The sequence below is a fragment of the Caulobacter sp. FV1ye6ST genome (assembly GCF_058681225.1).
Genome location: NZ_CM178733.1, coordinates 1,748,478 through 1,763,875, shown reverse-complemented (window position 1 = coordinate 1,763,875; position 15,398 = coordinate 1,748,478). Strand labels below are relative to the sequence as shown.

Below are 15,398 nucleotides of genomic sequence, written 5' to 3'. Positions count from 1 at the left end.
AAGGGCGTTTCGGGCTCTACCGCCTCTCATGACCGAAGAAGTTCAACGTCCTCGCGTCGGCTGCGGCGCGGCCATCCTCGATACCCAAGGCCAGCTGCTGCTGGTCAAGCGGGTCAAGAACCCCGAGGCCGACCACTGGGGCGTGCCCGGCGGCAAGCTGGACTGGGGCGAGGCCGCCAGGACCTGCGCCGAGCGCGAGATCCACGAGGAACTGGGCGTCGCCATCAGGGCCGGCCGGGTCCTGGCCGTCACCGACATGGTCGCCGAGGACTATCACTGGGTGGCGATCACCTATGCGGTGGAAAGCTTCGAGGGCGAGCCGGCGATCCAGGAAGCCCACGCGATTCATGAGTGGGGCTGGTTCCCGCTGGACGCCCTGCCCTCGCCGCTGACGGCCGCGACACGGGACGCTGTGGCGGCGCTCAGGGCCTAGAGATTGCCCCCGTAGACCGCGATCGCCTCATCGACCTTGGCCTTCACCGCAGGCGCCAGGCCTCCTGTCCAGACACAGCGGAACGCGTTGCGGAAACTCGGCGAGCGGCGCGCATCGAGCAGGATAGCGTCAACGGCCGCCGGATGCTTCTGCAGCACTTCCTCAATCGGACCCGCCCCCAAGGCTGAAAGCATATGCGCGTCGTCGGTCAGCTCGGTGATGCGACGCGCCACAGAAAGCGCCGCTTCGGCGTCGTCTTCGACCAGTTCCGACAGGTGTTGCCAGGGGTCGTCGTCGAGTTCGAACTCGTTCTCCGGATGGGTCGTGGCGCAGGCCTTGGCCAGCGCTTCCAGGTCCGCGTCCAGCATCAGCCCCGCGTCCGGTCCACGGTCTCGACCGACGGACACGCCCGCAGGGCGGCCTGGATATTGGTCAGGTGCTTAGCGTCGCGCACCTCGACGTCGATGTCAGTGTCGAAGAAGTCGCTCTGCCGGTGGTGCATACGCAGATTGACGATATTGCCGCCGGCCTCGCCGATGATCGTGCAGACCAGGCCCAGCACGCCGGGGGCGTTCTGGATGGTGGCGTGCAGGCGGGTCAACGAGATGGTCGAACGCTCGGCCTCGGGCGTCCAGTTCAGGTCGCGCCAGAGTTCCTCGCGGTCCTCGTATTCGGCCAGGCGCGGACAGTCGATGGTGTGGACGTCGAGCCCTTCACCGTCTTCCCGCAAAATCCCGACGATGCGGTCGCCCGGCACCGGGCTGCAGCAGTGAGCGAAGTGCAGCGAGACGCCCGGCGTCAGGCCGCCGCCGCCCACATAGAGCGTCGCGTCGCGTCCGCCTTCGATCTTGCGGCGGGCCGTGGCGGCTTCGCGCTCGGAATCCTTCATGCCCGGATAGGCGGTTTCCAGCACCTGGCTGGGCGAGACGCGGCCACGGCCGACGGCGTCGAACAGGGTCTCGTCGTTCTCCAGGGCGAAGCGCTCCAGGATCGGCCGCAGCGACACGTCCTTCAGCTTCTTGCCGGCGCGCTCGAAGACCTGCTCCAGCGAGGCGCGGCCCAGGCGCAGGAACTCTTCCTTCTCGGTCTGGCGGATGTGACGGCGGATGGCCGAGCGGGCCCGGCCCGTCACCGTCAGCGAGCGCCAGTCCGGCGGCACCACGGGCTTGGAGCCCCGCACCACCTCGACCACGTCGCCATTGACCAGCGGCGTGCGCAGCGGCTTCAGCTCGCCGTTGATCTTCACGCCGATGCAGGTGTCGCCAACACTGGTGTGGACCGCATAGGCGAAGTCCAGCGGCATCGCGCCCCGCGGCAGGCTGACCAGCTTGCCCTTGGGGGTGAACACGAACACCTGGTCCAGGAACATTTCGAGCTTGGCGTGCTCGACCAGTTCCTCACTGTCGCCGCCGTGCTCCAGCACCTGGACCAGCTGGCGCAGGTTGGCCAGCGGATCGCGGCCGCCGGCGGCTTCCATGCCTTCCAGGTCGAGGCCGTAGGAAGCGTCCTTGTAGCGGAAGTGGGCGGCGACGCCCTCTTCGTTGACGCGGTCCATGGCCTCGGTGCGGATCTGCATCTCGATGCGCATGCCGCGGGGGCCCACGACCGTGGTGTGCAGCGAGCGGTAGTTGTTCCGCTTCGGCGTCGAGATGTAGTCCTTGAAGCGGTCGGGCACGCTGGACCAGGCCCGGTGCACGACGCCGAGGGCGCGGTAGCAGTCTTCCTCGCTGTCGACGATCACGCGGAAGGCATAGATGTCCGACATCTGCGAGAAGCCGATCGACTTGCGCTGCAGCTTCCGCCAGATCGAATAGGGCGACTTCTCGCGGCCGAAGACGCGGGCCGGCAGGGTCGAGGACTCCAGCCGCGCGGCGATTTCCTGGCTGACCAGAGCCACCGCCCCGCCCTGCTCTTCGCGCAAGGTGTCCAGGCGGCGCAGGATGGCGTCGCGGGCGACCGGGTTGGTGTGCTGGAAGCTGAGTTCCTCCAGCTCGATACAGATGCGGTGACAGCCGATGTTGCGGGCCAGGGGCGCGTAGATGTCGCGCGTCTCGCGGGCGATGCGCTCGCGCTTGGCCTGGTTCTTGATGAAGTGCAGCGTCCGCATGTTGTGCAGACGGTCGGCCAGCTTGACCAGCAGGACGCGGACGTCCTTGGAGATGGCAAGGATGAATTTGCGCAGGTTCTCGGCCTGGCGCATGTGCTCGGCCTGCAGCTCGAGCTTGCTGAGCTTGGTGACGCCCTCGACCAGCTCGGCGATCTCGTCGCCGAACAGCTTGGCGATCTCTTCCTTGGTGACCGGGGTGTCCTCGATCACGTCGTGCAGCAGGGCCGTAACGATGGTCGCGGTGTCCAGCCGGTACTCGGTGAGGATGCCGGCCACCTCGATCGGGTGGGCGTAGTAGGGGTCGCCGCTGGCCCGGGTCTGCGAGCCGTGCATCCGCATGGCGTAGACATAGGCGCGATTGAGCAGGGCCTCGTCGGCCGTGGGATCGTAGGCGTGGACCCGCTCGATCAGCTCATATTGGCGAAGGAATTTTGGGCGAGGCTTCGGAGCCTCGGTCGTCGTCGCCGCGGCGGGAGCCACGGAGGAAGACGCGCCCGAATCCCCTCCAGAAGAGGGGGCGTCGGGCGCGCGTTCGGAAAGAGCGGTCGAAGTGGCCGCTCGCAGGGTCAGAGGGTCTGCGCCTTCGGGGCTCAGTACCGCTCCTCCTGACCGCCGTCGCGGTCGCTCTGCAGGGCGCGAACCAGTTCCAGTTCGCTCATCTGCATGTGGCTCGGATCGGCCAGCAGGGCCAGGGTCTCGGCCTCTTCCTCGGCTTCGGTGTGCTCATCGACGCGTTGCAGCGTGCTGATGAGGTGTTCCTTCAGGCCTTCGTGGTCGATGACATCGTCCGCGATCTCGCGCAGGGCGACGACCGGGTTCTTGTCGTTGTCACGGTCGACCATCAGGGCGGCGCCGGCCGAGATGGCGCGGGCGCGGTGCGCGGAGAGCAGAACCAGCGAGAAGCGGTTCGGAACCTTCTCGACGCAATCTTCGACGGTGACGCGGGCCATGAGTTCCTCGGGCTGCCGATTAGCAATCGCAAAATAGGCTTGTGTGCGGCGACACGCAACGCCGCGCACGATTATCCTGCTTTCGCGAGGGGGCGCTTATGCCCCCTTCGCGAGTCAATGTCCAGAGTAGTCCAGATCACCAGACCTTCACGCGCTTTTCCGGCGGCAGGTAGAGGGCGTCGCCTGGCTTCACGCCGAACGCCGCATACCAGTCGTCGATGTTGCGCACCGTCGAGGCGCGGTACTGGTCCGGGGCGTGACCGTCGGTGATCAGTTGCTGGCGCAGGGCCGCCGGACGGGTATAGCCGAGCCAGCTCTGGGCGAAGGCCAGTAAGAAGCGCTGGTCGCCGGTCATGCCGTCGATCACTGGCGCTGGCTTGCCGCCCAGCGAGGCGTGATAGGCGTCCAGCGCCGCGCCCAGGCCGGCGACGTCGGCGATGTTCTCGCTCAGCGTCTGCTTGCCGTTCACCGCCAGATCCGGGAACGGCTTGTAGGCGTCAAACTGGTCCGCAAGCGCCGCGCCGGCCTTCTGGAAGTGGTCGAAGTCGGCCGGAGTCCACCAGTTGCGCAGGCGCCCCTGGCTGTCGAACTGCGCGCCCTGGTCGTCGAAGCTGTGGCTGATCTCGTGGCCGATCGTGGCCCCGGTCGCGCCGTAGTTGGCGGCGGCGTCATTGGCCAGGTCGAAGTTCGGCGGGGCCAGGATGGCGGCCGGGAAGTTCAGGGCGTTCAGCATCGGCAGGTTCACGGCGTTGACCGTCTGCGGCGTCATCACCCACTCGCCGCGATCGACCGGCTGGCCCAGCTTGGCGAGGTCGGTGGCGTAGTCAAAGGCTTCCGCGCGCTGCACGTTGCCGAACGCGTCGCCGCGCACCACCGCATAGGCCGAGTAGTCGCGCCACGCATCCGGATAGCCGACGCCGACCTTCAGCACCGCCACCTTCCTGCGGGCCTCGGCCTTGGTCGCGGGGTCCATCCAGTCCAGACCGTCGATGCGCTTCTCGAAGGCGACCTTCATATTGTCGACCATGGCCGTCACTTCGGCTTTCGCCTGGGCCGAGAAGTACTTGTCGGCATAGAGCTTGCCGACCGCCTCGCCGAGCACGGCGTTGGTCGAGCCGACCGCCCGCTTCCAGCGCGGCGACAGCCGCGGCGTGCCCTGCAGGCCCTGGCCGTAGAAGGCGAAGCGCTCGTCGACGAAGGCCTTGGGCAGGACGTTGCTGTAGTGGTCCATCAGGTGGAAGGTCAGGTAGTCCTTCCAGGTGTCCAGAGAGACGCTGGCCACGGCCTTGCCCAAGCCGGTGACCATGCTCGGATGCCAGACGATGAAGCGCGGTTGGCCCGACAGCTTGGCGGCGGCGAAGAAGGCGCTCCAGTCGAGGCCTGGGGCCTTGGCCGCGAAATCGGCCGGGGTCCAGCTGTTGTTGGCCTTCTGGACGTCGGCGCTGTCGGCGCGCGTGCCCGAGGCCTGGGCCAGCTGGGTCTCCAGCGCCACGATCGCCTTGGCCTTGGCCGCCGCGTTGGCGACGCCGCCCAGGGTCAGGATCTTTTCGACGTGGGCCAGGTACTTGGTCCGCGCCTCGACCATCGAGGGCTTGTCCGAGACGTAGTACTCGCGGTCGGGCATGCCGAGACCGCCCTGCAGCAGGAACGGCGCGTACTTGCTGGTGTCGTCGAACGACGGCGAGACCCACAGGCCCAGCACGTTGTCGGTGTAGAAATCGGTGGCGTTCAGGGCGTCCACGTCGGCGCGGATATTGCCGCCCAGCACCTTGGCCAGCTGCGTCTTGTCCTTGATCGCGGCGATGCGGGACAGGTCGGCCTTCAGCGGCGTCAGGCCTTTGGCCTCGATGCCGGCCTCGTCCATGTAGCTGGCGTAGTAGTCGCCGACCTTCTTGCCGTCGCCCGCCCCGCCCTTGGCGGCGTCCTGGATCAGGTCGACCGTGCGCTTGTTGGCCTCCTCGACCATCACCGCGGTGATGCCGTAGCTGCTGCGGTCGGCCGGGATCGGGTGGGCCTTGACCCACTTGTCGTTGGCATAGGTCCAGAAGTCGTCGCCCGGCTTGATGGATTTCTCGATCGAGGTCAGGTCGACGCCGCTCTTGGCGGCCATTTGGGCCTGGGCGAAGGCGGCGGGCGCGGCGGTGAGTAGAGCGCACGCGGCGGCGCAGGCGAGCAGCGAACGAGTCAGGGTCATGTGCGTGGTCCAGATGAGCGTGCGGGACGCTTTGCAGGGAATGGGGCGCCGAAATTTGGCCGGACTATGGGCGACGCTTCATCCGAACGGGAATTAAACCTTGGCAATGGAGCGCGCGTCGCGACCGACGCTGGCGTTCGCCGCTAGCCGGAAGGCCGGCTCGCCGCTGACGGGGTGGACCCAGGCCGAGGCCAGCTCGGCCAGCGGTCCCATCACGAACAGCCGGTCCTGGGCGCGCGGATGCGGCAAGACGAGGTCGCCGTCCAATACCGTCCGGCCGTGGGCGATGAGATCGAGGTCCAGGGTGCGCGGCGCGTTGGCCTCTCCCCTCGCCCTTCCAAAACGCTCCTCGATCCTGTGAAGCGCCGCCAGGGTCTCGTCCGGCGACAGGTCGGTGGTCACGATGGCCACGCCGTTCAGATATTCGGGCCCCGCGGGATCTGGCCACGCCGCCGAGCTCCACCAGGTCGAGCGCGTCGTCAGCGTCAGTCCCACGTCCGGCAGAGCCGCTAGCGCGGCTTCCAACAGCGCCTCGCGACTCGTATAGGGTCCGGGCAGATTGCTGCCGAGCGCCACGATCACGGCCTCGTCCAAGTCATTTCGAGCGACCTGATTTTTCAAGGGATTACCGTGACCTTCTATCCGACCGACCGTCTGGCGTTGTTCATCGACGGCGCCAATCTCTATTCCGCCGCCAAGTCCCTGGGCTTCGACATCGACTACCGCAAGCTGCTCGACGAGTTCAAAAAGCGCGGCGTCCTGATCCGGGCCTACTACTATACCGCGATAGCCGAGAACGACGACTATTCGCCCATCCGCCCCCTCGTCGACTGGCTGGACTACAACGGCTTCACCCTGGTGACCAAGCCAGCCCGCGAGTTCACCGACAGCCAGGGCCGCAAGCGCTGGCGCGGCGACATGGACATCGAGATCGCGGTCGACATGCTGCAGATCGCCGAAACGGCCGACCACCTGGTGCTGTTCTCCGGCGACGGCGACTTCCGCGCCGTGGTCGAGGCTGTCCAGCGCAAGGGCCGCCGCGTCACCGTGGTCTCGACCATGAAGAGCCAGCCGCCGATGACCAGCGACGACCTGCGCCGCCAGGCCGACAACTTCGTCGACCTCGCCGATCTCGGGAACATCATCGGCCGCCCGCAGCGGGTCCAGCCTCGCCCGGCGGCGGACACCCGCACCCTGGCCGAACGCGAAGCCGACGACGAGTATTGAGATGAGCCAGGTTTCCAACATCGTCGGCGAGACCGTCCCCAACCCCGCCGAACCGCCGCGCGACTGCCCGCTGTGCCCGCGCCTGGTGGCCTATCGCCGCGAGAACCAGGCGCTCTATCCGGACTGGTTCAACGGCCCTGCCCCGTCGTTCGGCGACAAGGATGCGCGCTTGCTGGTCGCCGGCCTGGCCCCCGGCCGCAAGGGCGCCAACCGCACGGGCCGGCCGTTCACCGGGGACTATGCCGGGACGCTGCTCTACGACACGATGATCAAGTTCGGCTTCGCCACCGGCAAGTTCGAGGCGCGCCCCGATGACTCGCTCCAGCTGGTCGGCGCGGCGGTGACCAACGCCGTCCGCTGCGCCCCGCCCGGCAACAAGCCCGAGACCTCGGAAGAGAACAACTGCCGCCCGTTCCTCACCGCGCGGCTGGAGATGTTCCCCAACCTGAAGGCCATCGTCACCCTCGGCGACGTCTCCCGGCGCAATGTGCTGAAGGCCCTGGGCCTGAAGGCTTCGGCGGGCGTTCCCGGCCACGGTTCGGAGTTCCAGGCCGGTCCCTATCGGATCTTCAACAGCTACCACTGCTCGCGCCTGAACACGAACACCGGCCGCCTGACGACGCCGATGTTCGAGGACCTGTTCGCGCGGGTTAAGGCCTATCTGGACGAGGACGCCTAGACCTTCACCGTCCGTCCTTCCCGCGCCGCGCGGTAGATCGCCTCGATCAGGCGCATGTCCTTGAGGCCCTCCTCGCCGGGCACGATCGGCTCCCGGCCGGTGAGGATGCACTCGGAGAGGTGGTCCAGCTGGGCCGAGAACTGGTTCTTGGCTTGCGAGGTCGGCTCGAGTGGGCCGGTCTGGCCATTCAGCGACGCCCGCATCGCCTGGCCCTGGTAGCTGGTGGCCGGCTCGATCTCGACCCAGCCCTTCGGCCCCGAGACGCGGTAGCGGTTGACGTTGGTCGTGTAGGTCGAATTGCAGTTGGCCACCGCGCCAGACGGGAACAGCAGCTGGAAGCCGACGATGTCCTCCACTTCCTTGAAGCGGATGTTGGAGCGGTCGGTGGACTCGAAGGCGTTGACGGCCACGGGCTCCTCGCCGGCCAGGTAGCGGGCGGCGTTCAAGCTGTAGATGCCGATGTCCATCAGGCTGCCGCCGCCGGAAAGGGTCCGCTTCAGCCGCCACTGGGTCGGATCGCCGATCGTGAATCCGTGGTCGGCGACGATGGTCCGCACCGGCCCGAAGGCCCCCTCCCGCGAAAGCTTGATGGCCTCGATATTGTGGGCCTGGAAGCGACTGCGATAGCCGATCATCAGCTTGCGGCCGGCCTTTTTGCAAGCGGCGATCATCGCCTCGGCGTCGGCCGAGTTCGTCGCCATCGGCTTCTCGCACATCACGTGTTTGCCGGCCTTGGCCGCCCGCTCGGTGAACACCCGGTGCAGGCTGTTGGGGGTGATGACATAGACGATGTCGACGTCCGGATTGTCGGCGATCCTGTCGAAGGTCTCGTAGCTGTAGCGGTGGCTCTCCGGGATGCCGTACTGCTCGCCGAACGTCTTCAGCTTCTCGGGCGTGCCGCTGACCAGGGCCACCAGCTTGGAGTGCTCGCACTCGGCGAAGCGGGGCATGATGATCTTGGTGGCGTAGTAGCCCAGGCCCAGGATCGCGTAGCCCAGCTTGCGGCCGGGCTCCGCCGCCTCGGCCTCCAAAGATGGGGCGGTTAGTGGCAGCGTAGCGGCGAGACCAGCCGCCAGGAATGTCCGCTTGCTGATCTCGTCCATGTCGCTCTCTCCTACCAGGCCAGGCCGGAAGTCTTGGTGCGCACGCGCGCCACGATGTGATTGGAGGTCAAGAACAGCGTCTTGCCGTCCTCGCCGAACGCGCAGTTGGCGGCCGGCCCGCCGGTCTCGATGACGCCTAGCAGCTTGGCCTCCGGCGTCAGGATCATGATCCCGCCCGGCCCGCTGGCGAACAGGTTGCCCTTGGCGTCGACTTTCATGCCGTCCGGCAGGCCCGGGCCGCCGGCCTTGAGCAACTCGGAAGCGTCGAAGAACACCTTTGACGACCTGGGCAGGCCGTCCGCGCCCAGGTCGTAGGCCATGATCACCGGCCGCTTGGGGTCCGAGATCGAGACGTAGAGCCGCTTGCCATCCAGCGACAGACCCACGCCGTTCGGGAACGACAGCGTGTCGTCGACCAGCGCCACCTCACCGTTCGGGCGCAGCAGATAGACGCCGTTAAACGCCAGTTCCTTGGCCGGCGAGGCGTCGCCGCCTTCCAAGCCGTAGGGCGGATCGGTGAAGTAGAGCGAGCCCTTCAGCGCCCCATCGCGGACCTCGACCAGGTCGTTGGGGCTGTTGAATTTCTTGCCCTTGTAGACGCCGGCCATAACCGTCTTCTTCTTGGTCGCCAGATCCACCTTGGCCAGGCCGCGATTGCCGCAGTCGGCGATGACCAGGTCCCCGGCCAGGGTGATGATCGCGCCGTTCGAGCCGGCCTCGCGGAAGATCTTGGTCGGCGGGCCGTCATAGCCGGACGGCTTGAGGAACTCGGTCTTCCCGGTCTTGGGCGTCCAGCGGTACATGACGTTGCCGGGCACGTCCGAGAACAGCAGGGACTTGCTTTCCCAGTGCCAGGCCGGCCCCTCGGCCCAGGTGATCCCATCGGCGATCTGCTCGATCGGCGCATGGACGTCGAGGATGGCGTCCAGCTCCGGCGAGAGGCGGCGGATCTTGCCGATCTTCGGATAGGCCGGCGAAGCGGCCAGGGCCTGTCCGCCAGCGATCAGGGCGGCTCCGGCGCCCAGCACGGCGCGACGGGTGGTCATGGCGATCTCCGCTTCTTCTTTGTCAGAGGGTTATGAGGCGACGTCGATGTTACCGCAACCAACGTTCGACTAAAGTCGCACACGCGGAACCGCGTCCAGCCAGCGGGCGTAGGCGGCCTCGCGCTCGTGGTCCTTGATCGACGGCGACAGGGTCTCGGCGGCGGGACTGGCCTCGGCCGCTTCTTCCACCGAGGCGTAGAGCCCCGCGCCCACGCCGGCGAACAAGGCCGCGCCCAGGGCCGTGGTCTCCTGGTAGCTGGCGCGGCGCACCGACATTCCAGTCAGGTCGGCCAGCCGCTGCGAGAACCAGGCGCTCTTGGACATGCCGCCGTCGATGCGTAGCTGCGCGGCTTCCCCGAAGGCCGAGGGCGCGTCGGCGCGCATGGCCTCGATCAGGTCGCGGCTTTGCAAGGCGCACGCGTCGAAGGTCGCCGCGGCGATCTCCGGCAGGCCGGCGTCGCGGGTCAGGCCGAAGATGCCGCCCCGCGCCTTGGCGTCCCACCAGGGCGCGCCCAGGCCGGTGAAGGCCGGCACCACCACGACGCCGTGGTCGGCCTTGGCCGCCCGGGCCAGGGCCTCGGCCGCGCGCGGGCCGCCGGTGACGCCCAGACCCTCGCCCAGCCACTGGATCGCCGCCCCCGCCACGAAGATCGAGCCTTCCAGGGCATAGGTGGTCCTGCCTCCGACCCGCGCCGCCACCGTGGTCAACAGGCGCGAGCGCGAGACCGGACGATCCTCGCCGGTGTTGATCAGCATGAAGCAGCCGGTGCCGTAGGTGGCCTTCATCTGGCCCGGCGCGACGCAGCCCTGCCCCATCAGCGCGGCCTGCTGGTCGCCGGCCGCGCCGCGGATCGGAACGGGGCGACCCAGCAGCTCGGCGCTCGTCTCGCCATAGTCGTCGACACAGTCCAGCACCTTGGGCAGCAGGGGCGCGGGAACCTTGAACAGGTCCAGCATCTCGAGCGACCAGTCCTGCGCGCCGATGTCGAACAGCAGGGTGCGCGAGGCGTTGGTGGCGTCGGTGGCGTGCACCGCCCCGCCGGTCAGCCGCCAGATCACCCAGCAGTCCATGGTGCCGCACAGCAAGCCGCCCGCCTCGGCCCGCGCTCGCGCGCCCGGGACCCGGTCGAGGATCCAGGCGATCTTAGTGGCCGAGAAATAGGGATCCAGCAGCAGCCCCGTCACCTCGGTGACGCGCGGCTCGTGGCCCGCCGCCTTCAGCGTCGCGCATACCTCGGCCGTGCGGCGGTCCTGCCAGACGACGGCCGGATGGATCGGGCGGCCGGTGGCGCGGTCCCAGACCACCACCGTCTCGCGCTGGTTGGTGATGCCGATGGCGGCGATGGCGTCCGCCCTGCCCGAGGTTTCGACCACTTCACGCAGCACCGCGACGCAGGCGGCGTAGATCTCCTCGGCGTCGTGCTCGACCCAGCCGTCGCGCGGATAGCTCTGGCGGAGCGGACGCGAGGCCTCGCCCTGGGATTGGCCGGCGCGGTCGAACAGGATGGCCCGGGTGCTGGTCGTGCCCTGGTCCAGGGCCAGGATCAGGTCCCTTTCGGTATCTGGGGTCACGTATCCTCCGCTCCAGCTTGCGACATCTCGACGCGCAACGGCGCATCGGCGTTCTTGGCCTGTTTAAGCATGTTTTCATTTGGGGGCCGCAAGGTCATCCTGATCGGGTCTTCCGGATTCGAAGGAGCGGGCCATCCAAGCCGTCGAGATCGCATCGCTCATGAAGCTGGCTCGCAGTCGCGAGCCCGGCGATCGTGAACGTTTGCTCACCGGGATCATCGATCTCTGCGAGGCCGGCCAGGCCAGCGGCGAGCCGACCGACCCCGACATCCAGGCCCTGCTCAATTCCATCTTCATGACCCTGGTGGTCGAGGCCGAGCGCGACATCCGCCACCGGCTGTCCGAACGCCTGGCCGACGCCGACTGGGCGCCCTCGGCCCTGATCAACATCATGGCGCTGGACGAGATCGACATTGCCCGCCCGATCATCGCCCGCAGCCCGGTGCTGCAGGATCACGACCTGATCCGCCTGCTGGTCCAGGCGACGCTGGAACACCAGATCGAGATCGCCCGACGCCCGCACCTGCAGGCGCAGGTGGTCGAGGCCATCATCAGCCGCGACGAACCCGCCGTGCTGACCGCCCTGGCCTCGAACGACACCGCCCAGATCTCGCCCGACGCCATGAGCCGGCTGGTGAATCGCTCGCGCGAGGTTGTCGCCCTGCGCTCGCCCTTGGCCCGGCACCCGAAGCTTTCCACCGACCTGGCCGAGCAGCTCTATTTGCTGGTCGGCCGCGCGCTGCGCGACGCCCTGACGGCGCGTTTCCAGCTGGATCCGTCCAAGATGCAGGCCGCCGTCCACGACGCCCTGCACGCGGCCCATCGCGGCGACGCCAACAGCGAGGCGGTCGGCCCGGTCGAGCTCGACGAGGACCGCGAGGAGATGGAGCGCTCGCTGATCGAGAAGCTCGATTCCGCCGGCCAGCTGCGTCCAGGCTACCTGCTGCGCGTGCTGCGCGAAGGCCGGCTGCAGCTGTTCGTCATGGCCCTGGCGCGCCTGGGCAAGTTCGAGCCCGTCCAGATCCGCCGCGCCATAGACAGCGGCCGTCCCGAGCTGCTGGCCTTGGCCTGCTCGGCCGTGGGCATCGACCGCAGCGTTTTCCCGACCATCCTGGAGCATGTCCGCCAGCTGAACGGCGGACGTCCGGGCGGCGGCGACGAGGGCGTGCGCCGCGCCGCCAGCGCCTTTGGCCCCTTCACGCCGGACATCGCCGGCATGGCTTTCCGCCAGGCCGTCGGCCAAGCCTGATCCGACGGCCTGATCCGGCGTTTGACAAGCCCGTAGGCTTCCCGCCACTTGGCCGCATGTACCAAGCGCAACCCTTCGTGACTCGCCTGTCCTTCAAGGCCAGCGACCGACCCGAAGCCCAGGAAGCGCGGGAACGGCTGATGGCCCGCTATGGCGATGTCGGCGACCAGAACGCCCAGGTCATCGTGGCGCTGGGGGGCGACGGCTTCATGCTGGAGACCCTCCACGAGGCGATCGCCAGCCAGACGCCGATCTACGGCATGAATCGCGGGTCGGTAGGCTTCCTGATGAACGAATATTCGGAGGACGGCCTGCTGGAGCGGATCAACGCCGCCGAGCGCGCCGTCATCCATCCGCTGGCCATGGTCGCCATCGATTCGAACCGGAAGCAGCACCGGGCCTTGGCCATCAACGAGGTCTCGCTGCTGCGCCAGACGCGCCAGACCGCCAAGCTGCGCATCTCGATCGACGGCAAGGTGCGGATGGGCGAGCTGGTCTGCGACGGCGCCCTGCTGGCCACCCCGGCCGGGTCGACCGCCTACAATCTTTCGGCGCACGGCCCGATCATCCCGATCGACGGCCAGGTGCTGGCCCTGACGCCGATCAGCGCCTTCCGTCCCCGCCGCTGGCGCGGCGCCCTGCTGCCGCAGTCCTCGCGGGTCACCTTCGAGATCCTGGAAGCCGACAAGCGCCCCGTCAGCGCCGTGGCGGACAACTTCGAGGTCCGCGACGTGCTGGAGGTGCACATCTCCGAAGACCGGGGCACCTCGCTGTCGATGCTTTTCGACGCCGGCCGCAGCCTGGAGGAAAGAGTTCTGGCCGAGCAGTTCTCCGCTTAAGTCTGGCGCCTGAGACGTTGGGTCGCGGAAAGCGGCGTCTCATCTAATATTAACGCCTGCTATGTTAGCGCTTACCCAACTATCCGCCGCTGGGGAGGCGCCCGTGACGAATAAGACCGCTGAAGTGATCCAGGTGCCGAACATGCTCAAGCTCAAGGTGGGCGGGCGTGGCGGAATCGACATGGCGGCCATAGCGAAGGCCGAGGCGGCGCTGAAGAGCCTGTCCGGCAACTTCGCCCAGTGGCTGAACGACGAGATCGTCAAGCTGGAGGCCGCCCGCCAGGACGTCCGCACCGCAGGCCTGAACGCCCAGACGGTCGAGACCCTCTATCTACGCGCCCACGACCTGAAGGGCCTCGGCGCCACCTACGAATTCCCGCTGATCACCCGTCTGGCCGCCTCGCTCTGCAAGCTGATCGACGATCCGGACACCCGCCTGTCGGCGCCGATGTTCCTGGTCGACGCCCACATCGACGCGATCAAGGCCTGCGTGCGCGACGACATCAAGGTCGATACGCACCCGGTCGGCAAGGCGCTGATCACCGAGCTGGAAGCCCGCGTCACCGAGTATCTGGGCAGCGCGGCGTAGTCGCTCAAAGGCCGAACAGGCCCTTGAGATAGGGATTGAGCATCCGGCCCTCCGGGTCCAGCGCCTGGCGCACCGCCAGGAAGTCCTTCCAGCGCGGATAGATCGCCTCCAGCTGGCCGCCGTTCAGCGTGTGCAGCTTGCCCCAGTGCGGCCGGCCGTCGTAGCGGCGGAAGATCGGCTCGATCAAGGTGTACAGGAACGTGAAGTCGTCGCGGTAGTAGGCATGCACCGCGACCGAGCCGCGCGGCCCGCCCTGGAATGGCGACAGCCACGCCTCGTCCGGTGCGATGCGGCGCACCTCGATCGGAAAGAAGACGTCCGGCCGCTCCTTCTCGATGGTGCGAACCACCTCCTCCAGCGCCTTCAGCTGGTTCTCGACGGGGAGATGGAACTCCATCTCGTTGAAGCGCACCGGCCGCTCGGTCGACAGCAGCTTCCAGCCCTCGTCGACCGCGGTCTCCGGCTTGGCGGTCGACAGCAGCGCGTGGGCGGCGGCCTTGCGCAGCGGCGTGGCGAAGCCGAGCAGGTTGCGTAGTCCTCGCAGCGCCTGAAGGAACTCGGTGTCTTGGTCCGGGCCACGCGGTTCGGCCGGATCGTCGGTCTCGTCATGGCTTATATTAGCCGCCAGTCCCGTGAACGGCACGGCGTAGAACTCAAAGTTGCGGTGCTGGGCCCAGCGCGTCTCGGCCTTGGCGAGCGCTTCCTCGAACGGTTCCAGCCAGACGCGGCGGCGCAGGCGCCGGTTGGCGCTGGTCTTGATCCGAACCTGGGTGATGACGCCCAACGCGCCCAGCGAGACGCGGGCGGCCTGGAACACCTCGGGGTTCCTGGTCGCGTCGGCGTCGATGACCTTGCCCGAGGGCGTGACCAGCCGCAGGCCCGTGACGCTGCCATGCATGGCCTGGATCCTGGCGCCCGTGCCGTGGGTCGCCGTGCCCAGCGCGCCGCCCAGCGACTGCTTGTTGATGTCGGGCAGGTTGGGCAGCGCCCGGCCCTTCCCGGCCAGCATCGGACCCAGGGCGCCCAGCCGCGTGCCGGTGCGGACGATCGCCTCGTCACCCTCCCAGCCGACCACGCCCGATAGCGAGTCCAGCGAGATCAATGTGCCGTTGGTGGGCGCCAGGGCGGTGAACGAGTGTCCCGCGCCGACGGGGCGGATCGGAGCTTGCGCGACCTTCAGCACGGTGGCCAGTTCGCCCTCGTCCTTGGGCGCCAGGCGGGCGGCGGGATAGGCGTGCTGGACGCCGGACCAGTTGCGCCAAAGCAGCCTGCCCTGAGCGTCGACCGAGGGCGGCGACGGCGGTTCGGGCTTGTCTCCGGTGGCGACCTTGTAGGCGGCGACGCCGCCGCCGGCGACCACCACCGCCCCCGTCGCGCCCGCGATCAGGGCTCCGCGCCTGGAGATCATCG

The 15,398-nt window shown here is 68.0% G+C and carries 15 protein-coding genes; 6 read left to right on the top strand and 9 right to left on the bottom strand.

Annotation, left to right across the window (positions count from 1 at the left end; all coding sequences use genetic code 11):
• The first annotated feature begins 28 nt into the window (after nucleotides 1–28).
• Nucleotides 29–433: an NUDIX domain-containing protein gene (locus tag ACW175_RS08855; RefSeq protein ID WP_492104197.1), complete on the top strand. Its 405-nt coding sequence runs from the start codon at nucleotides 29–31 to the stop codon at nucleotides 431–433.
• Here ACW175_RS08855 and ACW175_RS08850 read toward each other — a convergent pair.
• From ACW175_RS08850 to folK, 5 genes are all read right to left on the bottom strand, one after another.
• On the bottom strand, nucleotides 430–801 hold the full coding sequence (locus ACW175_RS08850) for a DUF6869 domain-containing protein (protein WP_492104196.1): 372 nt from the start codon (nucleotides 799–801) through the stop codon (nucleotides 430–432). The two genes, ACW175_RS08855 and ACW175_RS08850, sit on opposite strands and share 4 nt — an antisense overlap.
• Nucleotides 801–3,020 carry a RelA/SpoT family protein gene (locus ACW175_RS08845; protein WP_492104195.1) on the bottom strand — a complete coding sequence of 740 codons (2,220 nt, stop codon included), beginning with the start codon at nucleotides 3,018–3,020 and terminating at the stop codon, nucleotides 801–803. Before ACW175_RS08845 ends, ACW175_RS08850 begins: the two co-directional genes overlap by 1 nt.
• Before the next feature lie 110 nt (nucleotides 3,021–3,130).
• Complete coding sequence (gene rpoZ / locus ACW175_RS08840; protein WP_099577049.1) at nucleotides 3,131–3,490, bottom strand: DNA-directed RNA polymerase subunit omega; 360 nt, start codon at nucleotides 3,488–3,490, stop codon at nucleotides 3,131–3,133.
• A gap of 136 nt (nucleotides 3,491–3,626) precedes the next feature.
• On the bottom strand, nucleotides 3,627–5,684 hold the full coding sequence (locus tag ACW175_RS08835; protein ID WP_492104194.1) for a M13 family metallopeptidase: 2,058 nt from the start codon (nucleotides 5,682–5,684) through the stop codon (nucleotides 3,627–3,629).
• A 93-nt stretch (nucleotides 5,685–5,777) separates the two neighbouring features.
• Nucleotides 5,778–6,266, bottom strand: a complete 489-nt coding sequence (folK, locus tag ACW175_RS08830; protein ID WP_492104930.1) for a 2-amino-4-hydroxy-6-hydroxymethyldihydropteridine diphosphokinase — start codon at nucleotides 6,264–6,266, stop codon at nucleotides 5,778–5,780.
• A 48-nt stretch (nucleotides 6,267–6,314) separates the two neighbouring features.
• On the opposite strand from folK, the gene ACW175_RS08825 reads away from it, so the two are divergent.
• Together ACW175_RS08825 and ACW175_RS08820 are read left to right on the top strand one after the other, a co-directional pair.
• The gene (locus tag ACW175_RS08825) at nucleotides 6,315–6,911 is read left to right on the top strand and encodes a LabA-like NYN domain-containing protein (protein ID WP_099577043.1); all 597 of its coding nucleotides are present in this window, start codon (nucleotides 6,315–6,317) and stop codon (nucleotides 6,909–6,911) included.
• A 1-nt stretch (nucleotide 6,912) separates the two neighbouring features.
• Nucleotides 6,913–7,590 (top strand): uracil-DNA glycosylase, encoded by a 678-nt coding sequence (locus tag ACW175_RS08820; protein ID WP_492104193.1) that lies wholly within the window; start codon nucleotides 6,913–6,915, stop codon nucleotides 7,588–7,590.
• On the opposite strand, the gene ACW175_RS08815 is transcribed toward ACW175_RS08820, so the two are convergent.
• The 3 genes from ACW175_RS08815 to glpK form a co-directional block, all read right to left on the bottom strand.
• The gene (locus tag ACW175_RS08815) at nucleotides 7,587–8,798 is read right to left on the bottom strand and encodes a Gfo/Idh/MocA family protein (RefSeq protein ID WP_492104929.1); all 1,212 of its coding nucleotides are present in this window, start codon (nucleotides 8,796–8,798) and stop codon (nucleotides 7,587–7,589) included. The two genes, ACW175_RS08820 and ACW175_RS08815, sit on opposite strands and share 4 nt — an antisense overlap.
• On the bottom strand, nucleotides 8,705–9,739 hold the full coding sequence (locus tag ACW175_RS08810; RefSeq protein ID WP_492104192.1) for an SMP-30/gluconolactonase/LRE family protein: 1,035 nt from the start codon (nucleotides 9,737–9,739) through the stop codon (nucleotides 8,705–8,707). The genes ACW175_RS08815 and ACW175_RS08810 overlap by 94 nt, the downstream gene beginning before the upstream one ends.
• Nucleotides 9,740–9,808: 69 nt before the next feature.
• Nucleotides 9,809–11,311, bottom strand: coding sequence for a glycerol kinase GlpK (gene glpK, locus ACW175_RS08805; protein WP_492104191.1), 1,503 nt, complete (start codon nucleotides 11,309–11,311; stop codon nucleotides 9,809–9,811).
• Between the two features lie 160 nt (nucleotides 11,312–11,471).
• Between glpK and ACW175_RS08800 the strand changes: the two genes are divergently transcribed.
• The 3 genes from ACW175_RS08800 to ACW175_RS08790 all read left to right on the top strand — a co-directional run bounded on the left by ACW175_RS08800 (nucleotide 11,472) and on the right by ACW175_RS08790 (nucleotide 13,988).
• Entirely contained in the window at nucleotides 11,472–12,560 is a 1,089-nt protein-coding gene (locus ACW175_RS08800) for a DUF2336 domain-containing protein (protein ID WP_492104190.1), read from the top strand.
• 56 nt (nucleotides 12,561–12,616) lie between these two features.
• Nucleotides 12,617–13,399: an NAD kinase gene (locus ACW175_RS08795; RefSeq protein WP_492104189.1), complete on the top strand. Its 783-nt coding sequence runs from the start codon at nucleotides 12,617–12,619 to the stop codon at nucleotides 13,397–13,399.
• Nucleotides 13,400–13,502: 103 nt separating this feature from the next.
• The gene (locus ACW175_RS08790) at nucleotides 13,503–13,988 is read left to right on the top strand and encodes an Hpt domain-containing protein (RefSeq protein WP_492104188.1); all 486 of its coding nucleotides are present in this window, start codon (nucleotides 13,503–13,505) and stop codon (nucleotides 13,986–13,988) included.
• 4 nt (nucleotides 13,989–13,992) lie between these two features.
• Here ACW175_RS08790 and ACW175_RS08785 read toward each other — a convergent pair whose 3' ends face one another.
• The gene (locus ACW175_RS08785) at nucleotides 13,993–15,396 is read right to left on the bottom strand and encodes a D-arabinono-1,4-lactone oxidase (RefSeq protein ID WP_492104187.1); all 1,404 of its coding nucleotides are present in this window, start codon (nucleotides 15,394–15,396) and stop codon (nucleotides 13,993–13,995) included.
• Nucleotides 15,397–15,398: the final 2 nt, after the last annotated feature.